Here is an 11,098-nt window from a genome sequence, read left to right on the forward strand (position 1 = left end):
TTTGAATATTATTTGTTTAGCTTTACTCTAGGATCTAAATAAGCGTAGATCAAATCTACTAAAATTGTTAGGATTACGAAAGCGGTTGCTATAGTAAGTACGGCTCCCATGATAATCGGTAAATCTAAGGTGTTTAAAGCTTCTACAATTTCCTTGCCTAAACCGTTCCATCCAAAAATATATTCTACGAAAACAGCTCCCGCCAGCATAGAAGCAAACCAACCTGAAAGGGCAGTTACAACAGGGTTTAATGCGTTCTTTAGTGCGTGTTTATAGATAACTTGTCCGGTTTTCATACCCTTAGCTCTAGCCGTGCGGATATAGTCCATGCCCAGTACTTCCAACAGAGAGTTTCGCATGAGTTGAATCACTACAGACAACGGGCGAATCCCCAGTACAATCGCCGGCAAAACAATGTTTTTTACTGCTATATAACGGCCTTCTCCAAAGTCATCTACTTCGTATAAACTACCCGTCATGGGCAATTGAGTGTATTGATGTAAGAGAAATCCGAAGATCCAAGCAAATAAAATAGCACTAAAAAAGGAGGGAATACTCATACCAAAAGTACTGACTATTGAAATCAAACGGTCCAGCCATGTATTGACGTAAAGGGCTGAAATAATGCCTAAGAATACTCCAATAAATAGGGCAATTCCAATGGCAACCGTCGCTAAGAGTACCGTATTGGGTAGTGTTTCCGCTAGAATACTACTCACCGTTTTGCCATTTTTCTGGAAACTCTCCCTGAGGTAAGGTAGTTTAAGCATCATTTCGGATTGGCCTAGGGTAAGAAGGACAACCCCGCTGTATTTGTTCGCTTGGCGAAAGCTGTAATCATCGGGTTGGGTACTGTGTAAAGAAATAGGAGAGAGATCATTGAGATATAACACATATTGTTTGCTAATCGGTTGATCAAATCCATATTTCTTTTTAATCGTTAGAAGTTGTGCTGCACTTTCGTTTTGATCCAACATCATACGCGCAGGATCACCAGGTAAAATGGTAAACAAAAAGAATACAACACTGACTACGCCCCAAAGCGTCAGCAAGGCGTAGCCCAGTTTTTTGATGAAATAAGCCAACAAATTATCTCTATTTTAAAGTAACCTGATTGCGGTCTTTCCAGTGTTTCTTTTCGATAATAACTCCTTTTTCTAATACAACAATACTCGGATTAGCTCTTTCGATGGTCTTTAGCGTTGTTGCATCAGAAGTATAGTACGCAAAAGGCAATTCGTATTGTTTGACAACTCCCGCTATTACGGCATTGCTCGAAGCTGTTAATCCTGCAACGACATAGCCTTTGACAATAGCCTTATTGGCAAAGTCTTTCATGGCGCGTAATCCTTCTGCATCTGCACGTTCTAAATCATAAGAAATGATCCAAATTAACTTAGGCTCTTCTAACATTTGAGGTAGGTGTTCTTCCCCGTCTAAATCCATCGTCAAATCGTGAATTTCAGGTTGAAAACCTTCGCTTAGTTGAACGTCCTCACGGCGTATAAATTCAGCGCCTTCCGGAATATTACCCAATTCTTTATCTGTAAATTTTTCCTCTTTTCCATTGACGTTGTAATAGAACGTCATTTGGTATTCCGCTTTAGGAGCGCCTTCGGGAATTTCCATTCCCTTTTGAATATCTGTACCTACTTTATAGGCTCTAAAGTCTTTCAGCGGCAAGTGATTTAATACCCAATACCCCATAAAACAGCACAAAATAACAGTAATCATCATGATTAGATTATTGGTTTTCGCTTTGAATAGAGGTTTGATATGTGATTTAAATTTAATGAGAATCAGGATGAGAACCAATAAAACCACATCTTTGGTAAAAGATCCCCAAGGGGTCAGTGGTACGGCATCACCAAAACATCCACAGTCTGTTACTTTGTTGAAATAAGCCGAGTAAAACGTCAAGAAAGTAAAAAATACAATCATCAAAAACAATAAGGTTAACGTCAACTTGCGCATAAAACCAATCAAGAGGGCAACCCCTAAGATTACTTCAGCAATAACTAAAATTACCGCTAAGGATAAAGCATAAGGCATTAGAAAAGGCAAGTTTAAAACTGCTTCAGAAAAGTACTCTTCTAGTTTAAAAGAAAATCCCGTGGGGTCATTCAATTTGACTAAACCCGATAAAATAAATAATACGCCTACAAATATGCGCGAAAGTTGCGTAATGATTTTCATAATTAGTGGTTGATGGTTATTTACTCGTTTATTAGTTCAAGGTGAATCAACGCAAAAACGGCGTAATTCAGCATATCTTGATAGTTAGCCTCGATTCCCTCTGAGGCCAATGTTTTTCCTTTGTTGTCTTCGATTTGTTTGACGCGAAGCAGTTTCTGCAGAATTAAATCAGTTAAAGAACTCACGCGTAAATCACGCCATGCTTCTCCGTAGTCGTGGTTTTTGTTCTCCATCAAGGTTTTTGTTTCCAAGACCACTTGGTCATAGAATTTTTCCACTTCTTCTGCCGTTAGATCAGGATATTTTCCCACGCCAATTTCTGCGTTGATCAACGCCATAATACAGTAGTTGACAATCCCTATAAATTCAGGAACTTCCCCTTCATCGACTCTGCGTACCGTGTTCTCTTGAATACTTCTCAAGCGCTGTGCTTTGATGTAAATCTGATCGGTCAATGAGCTCAAACGCATGATGCGCCACGCACATCCATAATCGTGCATCTTTTTTTGAAATAACGCCTTGCAAATTGCAATTACCTGATCATATTGTATAGAAGTAGTACTCATTTAAACTATATTTGTAATGGATTATTCTTCAAAAATAGTAATAATACTATGGCATTGAAAGAAATGTTACACCTTTTAAAGAATTAAATCGCAATAAAAATAAGATAAAATATTGAATTGTGCTGTATGACAATAAATTGTAAAGGAGAATTGATTGATTTATCTACGCCTCGAATTATGGGAATTTTAAATGTAACTCCAAATTCCTTCTATGATGGGGGCAAATACAAAACCGATATAGACTTCTTGAATCAAGCCGAAAAAATGCTCAAAGAAGGAGCGGATTTTATTGATGTAGGCGCCTATTCGTCCAAACCAAGTGCTGAATTTGTAAGCGAATCCCAAGAAATAAAGCGATTGGTTCAAGTTGTTGCACTTTTAGTAGATCGCTTTCCGACAATCAAATTGTCGGTTGACACCTTTCGCGCAGAAGTAGCTAGACAAGCCATTGAAGCTGGTGCAGCAATCGTCAATGATATCGCGGCTGGATGGCTAGATGATCGGATGTTAGAGGTGGTTGGACAATTACAAGTGCCTTATATTATGATGCACATGAGAGGAAATCCTCAAACCATGCAAAGCTTAACCCAATACGATGATCTAATCCTAGACATGCGCTTTTATTTTTCGGAACGTATTGCCCAAGCTAGAGCAGCAAAAATTAATGATCTTATTTTGGATCCTGGATTTGGCTTTGCCAAAAGTCTAGAGCAAAACTATGAACTGATGGCTAAATTAGAACAGTTTCACTGTTTTGAACTACCTTTATTAGTAGGGATTTCTCGAAAATCAATGCTCTATAAACTATTGGGTACTACCCCAGAAGAAGCACTCAATGCAACGAGTGTACTAAATACCATTGCCCTGCAAAAAGGAGCAAGTATCCTAAGGGTACACGATGTGAAAGAAGCCTGTGAAGTAAGAAAAATCTTAAACCAACTGATGATATGAGAAAATTACTGTTTGTATTACCTTTTCTTTTTCTTTTTTTAAGCTGTGATAAAAAAGAAATGAAACTGCCTCGTGCTGCTTATATTGTAGAAGAAGGAGTAGACGATCATTCCCCAATTTACATTGAAGTTGCCGAAGAGGGCAATCATCCACACCTGAACGATAACAATCGAATAGGCGGAACAAATTTTATCTTTCACGTTCAACGTGAACTCAATGTAAAAGAAGTGCTGGAACTAATTAAAGAAGTCAAGGATAAAAAGTACGACAAGAATAGTTTACACCCTGATGAAAAAGGTGTTTTCTTCAGCTATGCAGATACGTTGAACAAACACTTGTCATTTTTCCCGTTTAAAACCATTGATTACGTTTTTGAACGTCCAACTACAACGGCTAATTTACTCTATGTAAATGCTTCTAATGACTTATTCTTTGAAGGTCAAGCAGTCGATAGAAGTCAACTACTTGAAAAACTCCAAGGAAGAGATAGCCTACAGTTGGGCTTTAGCAAAGAATTAAACTTTGAAAAATACTTGCAATTGCGCGTGTTGATCGAAGAACTAAAACTGAGAAATCAGGTGCTAGATCAAGATAGAGTATATTAAAATAACTATTGATGATGATAAGGCTCATTGCGCAAAATAGTAAAGCCGCGATAGAGCTGTTCAATCACAAATAAGCGAATCATTTGATGGGAAAATGTCATTTTTGAAAGTGATATTTTCCCTTTCGCATTTTGATAGACCTCGTCAGAAAACCCATAGGGTCCCCCAATGACAAAAACGAGCGTTTTAATACCTGCATTCATTCTCTTTTGCAATTCATCCGCAAAGCCCATACTGGTGAACTCTTTTCCTTTTTCGTCTAACAGGACTAAAAAATCAGTAGGTGCTAGCTTGCTGAGAATTAATTCCCCCTCTTTTTGTTTTTGCTGGGTTTCCGATAAATTTTTAGCATTTTTGATGTCAGCAATAATCTCCATTTCAAATTTTACATAAAAGGACAAACGCTTAATGTAATCATTCATCAAGGTTTGCAATTCTTTATTGTCCGTTTTGCCAATAGCGAGTAATTTGATATTCATCTGCTTTTAATTTGTTGCAAAGGTAGTATTTTCCTTTTAGTTCTATGAGAAGGCCACAGATTTTCAATTAAAAAGGGCGATCATCAATTGACCGCCCTTTGTAAAGTATATTATTTTGTAAATCCAGCATAGTGCAAGTATGCATCTACAGTTGGATCTTTTTCTCTGAAATCGCGATACAATTTGTCCAGTGGAAGTGTATTCCCCTGAGAGAATAGCTTTTTACGCAAAATTGTACCATTTTCCAAGCTAATTCCTCCCTGTTCCATTAACCAAGCATACGCGTCATAATCAATCATCTGAGACCATTTATACGAGTAATAACCCGCAGCATAGCCTCCACCAAAAATATGACTGAAATAGGTAGAGCGATATCGCGGTGGAACTAACGATGAATAAATGTTGTATTTCGTTAAAGCATCTGTTTCAAATTGGTGGATATCGGTGATTGTTGCATCGGCATCTATACTGTGCCAAGCTAGATCCAAGACAGCTGCTGCTAGGAGTTCAGTTAAATCATACCCTTTGTTGAAACCAGCTGAAGCATAAATACTTTCTTCTAATTCTTTTGGCAAAATATATCCCGTTTGATAGTGCTTAGCATAGTTACTAAGGATAGCTGGATCAAAGGCAAAGTGTTCGTGAAATTGGGAAGGAAATTCAACAAAGTCTCGGGATACATTTGTACCCGATAATGTAGGGTACGTCTGGGCTGCAAACAACCCGTGTAAGGCATGTCCAAATTCATGGAACAAGGTGATAACTTCATCTAGCGAAAGCAAGGTAGGATTTCCTTCTGCCGGTTTTGGAAAGTTTGCCACGTTGTATACAACAGGCAATTGTTTGGTCAGATAGGATTGATCCACAATATTACTCATCCAAGCCCCTCCTTGTTTTGAGTCGCGTTGGTAGTAATCCGTATAAAAAAGCCCTAGTGGACTGCCATCTTGGTTGAAAAATTCGTACACTTTCACATCTTCATGCCAAACTGGGATATCCGTGCGTTCCAAATAACTGATTCCATATAGGTATTTCGCCATATAGAATACACCATCTTCCAATACTTTGTTTAATAGAAAATAGGATTTTAGTTCCTCTTGATCTAAAGTGTATTTCTCTTTCTTTAGTATTTCTGCATAATAAGACCAATCAGCCGCGTTTAACGTTGCTGATTCTCCCTTTTTTTGGATCATTTCTTGAATGATTTGTCCTTCTTCTTTTGCCGCCTCTAACGCATGAGGGTTTAATGTCTCTAGCATTTTGAAAACTTGATCAGGAGTTTGTGCCATTGTACCTTGTAAACTCCATGCGGCATAGGTGTCAAATCCCAGTAATCTTGCTTTTTCTGCTCTCTTTTTGGCAATTGCTATCACGAGCTCTTGAGTGTCATTACTGTCCTTCTTCTCAGCTCTTTCCCAAGAAGCTTTGAACAATTGCTCTCGTGTTGCTGCATTTTGTAGCTGACTCGAAATAGGCTGTTGTGTTGTATTGCTCAACGGAAGACTGTATTGATTATCACCTTGCTTGAAAGAAGAAAGCGTTTCTGGAGATACTCCTTCCAATTGCTCAGCATTAAAAACAACGGCTCCCGCTTTTGTTGCTGCTAATAATTTATCGCTAAATGAATTGGTCAGCGTAGCAATTTCCTGGTTTATTTTTTTTAATTTCTCTTTGTCAACTGCAGATAAATTCGCACCCGCTTGCTCAAAACGCTCGTAGTAAACTTCTATTAATCTCGTTTGTTCTGGTTCTAAACCAAGGTTATCTTTGTTGGTGTTCAATTTTTTAACGCGTTCGAATAAGGCGTCGTTTAAGTAAATGCCATCGTTGTGCGCCGCAAATTTAGGAGCTAACTCATTGTTGATTGCAATAAGTTCTGCGTTGGTATTAGCTGCGGTTAAAAGATGAAAAACATTGCTCACCCTATTTAGTAGAAGCCCAGATAATTCCAATGCTTCCATGGTATTGGTAAAAGTCGGTTCTTCGGCGTTGGCAATTATGTCTTGTATAGCTTTATTTTGCTGACGCATTCCCTCTAATAACGCAGGCTTAAAATCCTTGCTCCCAATCTTGGAAAAATCAGCCGTCTGATACGGCAACGTACTTTCTGCATAAAAGGCGTTTGTTTCATCCCATTTTGCGTCATTTTTACAAGAAATAGAAAATAAAGAAGCGCCTATTGCCACGCTGATAATTACTTTTTTTACATACATAGGGTAAATGTGTTTTAAATTTAATGTTTGTCAAAGATAGAAATATATTGGAATTGACTTAATTTATTATAAATTTAAACCGTGTTTTAGGCGTAATTTTACCCTAAATCTCACGTTTATAACTACAGACCTTTCTTATGTTCAGAATTAAATCTTTTTTATTGTGTTCGTTTCTCTTTACTGCAACTACGATGCTAGGGCAATCCAATGCCATTCGTCAACAATTAAGTCAACAGTATACGACAACTGAGGCAATTAGCCAAATTAATGCCTTAACTCAAAAGGAAGGAATGCTACATAAAGAATTACTGAAGTTCAAAAAAAACAATCGTTCATTGAAGACGGAATTTGTTGATGGAACTAATTATTATCAAGCCCAACGCCTAGAACAAAATAAAGTTATTTACTTTAAAACCAACAATGAAGTCTCGCGAAAGGTCAGTGGAGTTGAACAATTGATCAGTTCTGATAATCCTGTATTCAATCAACTTTTAGGGCAACAGATGCTGGTGGGGATCATTGATGGCGATTTAGTATTTAATCGACATATAGAATTTGAAAAATCGGGAAGTTCCAAGGTTCAATTACGCGAATCTTGGGATACTGCTATACCTGAAGATCCCAAAGAGTTTGCCGTTTTAGAACGCCGCCGAAGTCACGCAACCCACGTGGCCGGAACAATTGTCGCTCAAGGACTGGATGTTAAGGCAAAAGGTATAGCGCCTGAAGCAGAAGCTATTAGCTATCGATGGAGCAATGATATGACTAAGTTAGCTCAATTGGCGCAACAAGGAGTCTTAATTTCTAATCACTCCTATGGAATTGCAGCCGTTGACAATGAGAAAAAGCCGCTGTTATCCCCTGAATTTTTTGGTGCATATACTATAGATGCGGTCCATATGGATAAGATTGCCTATCTCTATCCCTATGTACAGCCTGTCGTGGCAGCAGGAAATGATAAAATTTATGCCGATTTAGTCAACCCAACTAAGCAGGGAATGGATTTGCTCTTAGGACATGCAAATGCGAAAAATGCAATTGTCGTTGCTGCGGTAGGGGTAGACGATACAGGAAAATTGGTGGAAACGAATTTTAGTAGCCCCGGACCTACAAATGACTTTCGTATTAAACCCGATATTGCCGCTATAGGCGAAAACGTATATTCTTCCATTTACCAATACCATAATCCTAATGGTCAAATCGAAAAGACGAATTTATATGCCTCTTTAAGTGGTACCTCTATGGCAACTCCGTCAGTCTCTGGTATTTTGTTGCTGTGGCAGCAATGGGCATTAACCCATAAGCAATTTCCGTATAAAGCAGCAACCCTGAAAGGACTTGTGGTTGCTAGTGCTGAATATTTACCTAATCAAACAGGACCCAATGCCCGTATAGGTTGGGGACTTATCAATGCTTGGAATGGAGTACAGCTCCTAGAAGCAGCAGAAAATGAAAAGGCATTTATTCGAGAAGATCATTTGACAAATGGACAATCACACACGTTCAAAGTGCAATTGACAGAAGAGGTGAACCGACTTTCATTTACAATTTGTTGGACAGATGTCGAAGGTCCCTACAGCAAGCTCAATTTTGTTGACGGGAATACGAGTAAATACCTTGTCAATGACTTGGATATCCGCGTTTATAGAAATGGAGAAACCTTTTTTCCTTGGCGTTTAACCAATAGTTTTGTTCATGCTGAAGCCGTCAAAGGGGATAATTCCGTCGATAATCTCGAGCGAATTGATCTCGATTTCCCAGAAAAAGGAACCTATGAGGTTGTTGTTTCACATAAAAATAAGTTAGTCCATTCCGTACAAGATTACAGCCTTCTGATTCATTCAGATACCTATAGTGGTGTAAGGGTTGAGCATACGCTAGTTGATAAAAATATCCAAGAGATGGTCGCTTGGCCTATTCCTACTACAGATGTGCTACACCTTGAAATTCCTGCCCCTTTTGTTTTTACCTCTTTAGAAGCTACCATTCACAACAGCAACGGCAGGTTGATTCAAACTATTCCCATAATTGCCTCACACAGGCAAAACGTTTCAGTGTCCAGCTTAGCTGCTGGCATGTATTTCCTTCAAGTAAGGGGAGGGAACGAAAAATATCAAATAAAATTTATAAAAAAATAAGTAGTCTAGTTGAAAATTTGAATCTAAATAATTCTATTTCAGCGGATAATCCATTTCGTACTACTTTTAGTCCCTTCATATTAAGAGGTCGTTTTTGCGTTTAGGGTAAAAAAGAGTATGCTTTCTCGGTATTCTTTTTGTTAGACGACAATAGTTCAAGAAGTGAAAGACTTTTTTTGCTTAGAAAGAGTAAAAAAGCGTTCTACTAGTTTACAGCAAACCATCTAATTCATTAGGTGGTTTTTTTTAACTCTATTTTTTTTTCCTATTTAGGTGGATTTACTCAAAGTGGCATATTGTTTGTTTCTTAATATTTAAGAGTTTTTAGTGTTTATATTATTTGAATATTTAATATTTTTTACTAAAAACAGTTAAAAAGTGAATAAATAATATAATTGTAATGAGAGTATGAAAAGATTTTTATGCGTCGTATTAATCGGAATGACCGCTGTTGTTTTTGGGCAACAATCCCAAACGAATGATTCTATTGCTAGCCCGTTGATTAGCATAAACAAACCCGCCTTTTTAAGTGATTTTTCCTTAAAACTTTACGTTCGATCTAGTCTTGATGGCTATTTTGAGCATAACAAATTTACGACAAGCCGCTTTAATGGAAGTGAATTGCGTTTTGATTTTAGCGCCAAAATTCACGATAAAGTTGGCCTTCGATTTCGTAATCGCTATACCTCCCAAGCGACCCCGGGTAGCTTGGATCACGTAAATTCAAATGTAGATCTTGCCTATGTCGACGTTCAAGCTTCGCCCAAGCTAAATATTGCAGTCGGGAAACTGGCGACAGATTGGGGGGGATATGAATATGATTTGAACGCGATTGAGATTTTAGAATATAATGATATCCTGAGTACAGCAGAAAACTATATGGTTGGGGTAGGAGTGGCATATACCGCCAATCCTCAGCATCGCTTTAATGTTCAAGTGCTCAATGCCAGTGCAAATAAGCTCGACGAGATAGGCGCGTTTACGATGCCTCAAGGAATTGAAGAAAGTAAAACGCCTTTTGCAGTTGTGGGGAATTGGAGAGGTAATTTTTGGAATAGTAAATTTCAAACCTCTTATAGTTATAGTTATTTTACACAAGCAAAAAACAAAGGAATGCATTACATCGCCTTGGGGAATAAATACCAAGATGAAAAAGTAACCGTTATGTACGACTTTCAGTATAGTAGTGATGATTTGGATAAAAGAAAAATAATCAGTTCGATGTTTGCTGGAGATAAACCTGCCTTAGCGGAACAGACTTCATATATTGATCATTGGTTAAGGGTAGATTATAAAGTGTTGACGAAATTGTATTTGTCATTGACCTTGATGACAAGTAATGCATATGGGAAGAATGTAACAGCAGCAGATGCAGGAACAAATCATTTAAGAACTAGTTATGGGGCAATACCAATGGTGCAATTTCGCCCCTTTAAAAAATTGGATTTACGCTTTTTTGCAGCTTATGTCGGACGTTGGTATAATTATTCACGTTATGCAAAAGACAAACTCCATCAAGAAAATTACAGTACAGGCCGCATTAGTATTGGTTTGATTACACCGTTAAATGTGTTTTAATAAATAGAGTAGGAGCTTGACATGCTCTCTTCTTTATGTGTTGTGTAAAAAAGGAGAGCTTTCGCTCTCCTTTTTTATTGCGGTTTATCTCACTTAGGTCATATTTGTTTTGGTGTTCGATGAATCTACGATTTGTTATTTGCGCGGTTTATCTCACTTAGTTTATATTGGTTTTGGTGTTCGATGAATCTACGATTTGTTATTTGCGCGGTTTGCACGGTTTGTTTAGTTTCTTCATTTGTAAGATAATTGTGCTTTACAACGAGCATCGAACGACGAGCAACGAGCGAACCGCGCAACCTACAAAAAAAAACTTTTCGATCTAACGTGCGTTATAGTAATGAGTTGTGAATAAAAGTGGAATTTCACTGA

The 11,098-nt window shown here is 37.9% G+C and carries 9 protein-coding genes; 4 read left to right on the plus strand and 5 right to left on the minus strand.

Features of this window, described 5'->3' with window-relative positions:
- Positions 1-8: 8 nt before the first annotated feature.
- From HX062_RS09370 to HX062_RS09380, 3 genes are read right to left on the minus strand one after another with little or no spacing between them, the layout of a single operon-like run.
- Positions 9-1,088, minus strand: coding sequence for an ABC transporter permease (locus HX062_RS09370; protein ID WP_182628291.1), 1,080 nt, complete (start codon positions 1,086-1,088; stop codon positions 9-11).
- A 7-nt stretch (positions 1,089-1,095) separates the two neighbouring features.
- Positions 1,096-2,196 carry a BT_3928 family protein gene (locus HX062_RS09375; protein ID WP_286467209.1) on the minus strand — a complete coding sequence of 367 codons (1,101 nt, stop codon included), beginning with the start codon at positions 2,194-2,196 and terminating at the stop codon, positions 1,096-1,098.
- 20 nt (positions 2,197-2,216) lie between these two features.
- The gene (locus HX062_RS09380; RefSeq protein WP_182628293.1) at positions 2,217-2,762 is read right to left on the minus strand and encodes a DUF1599 domain-containing protein; all 546 of its coding nucleotides are present in this window, start codon (positions 2,760-2,762) and stop codon (positions 2,217-2,219) included.
- A gap of 126 nt (positions 2,763-2,888) precedes the next feature.
- Between HX062_RS09380 and folP the strand changes: the two genes are divergently transcribed.
- Together folP and HX062_RS09390 are read left to right on the plus strand one after the other, a co-directional pair.
- Complete coding sequence (folP, locus tag HX062_RS09385; protein ID WP_182628294.1) at positions 2,889-3,713, plus strand: dihydropteroate synthase; 825 nt, start codon at positions 2,889-2,891, stop codon at positions 3,711-3,713.
- Positions 3,710-4,318: a hypothetical protein gene (locus tag HX062_RS09390; protein ID WP_286467210.1), complete on the plus strand. Its 609-nt coding sequence runs from the start codon at positions 3,710-3,712 to the stop codon at positions 4,316-4,318. Before folP ends, HX062_RS09390 begins: the two co-directional genes overlap by 4 nt.
- A gap of 5 nt (positions 4,319-4,323) precedes the next feature.
- Here HX062_RS09390 and rlmH read toward each other — a convergent pair whose 3' ends face one another.
- Both rlmH and HX062_RS09400 read right to left on the minus strand, forming a co-directional pair.
- A complete protein-coding gene (gene rlmH / locus HX062_RS09395) occupies positions 4,324-4,797 on the minus strand; it encodes a 23S rRNA (pseudouridine(1915)-N(3))-methyltransferase RlmH (protein WP_286467211.1) in 474 nt (157 codons plus the stop codon).
- A gap of 110 nt (positions 4,798-4,907) precedes the next feature.
- On the minus strand, positions 4,908-7,010 hold the full coding sequence (locus HX062_RS09400; protein ID WP_286467212.1) for a M3 family metallopeptidase: 2,103 nt from the start codon (positions 7,008-7,010) through the stop codon (positions 4,908-4,910).
- Between the two features lie 137 nt (positions 7,011-7,147).
- Between HX062_RS09400 and HX062_RS09405 the strand changes: the two genes are divergently transcribed.
- Positions 7,148-9,148: a S8 family peptidase gene (locus HX062_RS09405; protein WP_286467213.1), complete on the plus strand. Its 2,001-nt coding sequence runs from the start codon at positions 7,148-7,150 to the stop codon at positions 9,146-9,148.
- 408 nt (positions 9,149-9,556) lie between these two features.
- On the plus strand, positions 9,557-10,726 hold the full coding sequence (locus HX062_RS09410; protein ID WP_182628299.1) for a porin: 1,170 nt from the start codon (positions 9,557-9,559) through the stop codon (positions 10,724-10,726).
- Positions 10,727-11,098: the final 372 nt, after the last annotated feature.

The organism is Myroides sp. DF42-4-2 (genome assembly GCF_030326445.1).
Lineage (GTDB): Bacteria > Bacteroidota > Bacteroidia > Flavobacteriales > Flavobacteriaceae > Flavobacterium.

Excerpts from the sequence above, each read along its gene's own strand:
- rlmH (WP_286467211.1), bottom strand. The coding sequence starts at position 4,797 with ATGAATATCAAATTACTCGCTATTGGCAAAACGGACAATAAAGAATTG.
- HX062_RS09390 (WP_286467210.1), top strand. The coding sequence starts at position 3,710 with ATGAGAAAATTACTGTTTGTATTACCTTTTCTTTTTCTTTTTTTAAGC.
- HX062_RS09380 (WP_182628293.1), bottom strand. The coding sequence starts at position 2,762 with ATGAGTACTACTTCTATACAATATGATCAGGTAATTGCAATTTGCAAG.
- folP (WP_182628294.1), top strand. The coding sequence starts at position 2,889 with ATGACAATAAATTGTAAAGGAGAATTGATTGATTTATCTACGCCTCGA.
- HX062_RS09400 (WP_286467212.1), bottom strand. The coding sequence starts at position 7,010 with ATGTATGTAAAAAAAGTAATTATCAGCGTGGCAATAGGCGCTTCTTTA.
- HX062_RS09375 (WP_286467209.1), bottom strand. The coding sequence starts at position 2,196 with ATGAAAATCATTACGCAACTTTCGCGCATATTTGTAGGCGTATTATTT.
- HX062_RS09405 (WP_286467213.1), top strand. The coding sequence starts at position 7,148 with ATGTTCAGAATTAAATCTTTTTTATTGTGTTCGTTTCTCTTTACTGCA.
- HX062_RS09410 (WP_182628299.1), top strand. The coding sequence starts at position 9,557 with ATGAAAAGATTTTTATGCGTCGTATTAATCGGAATGACCGCTGTTGTT.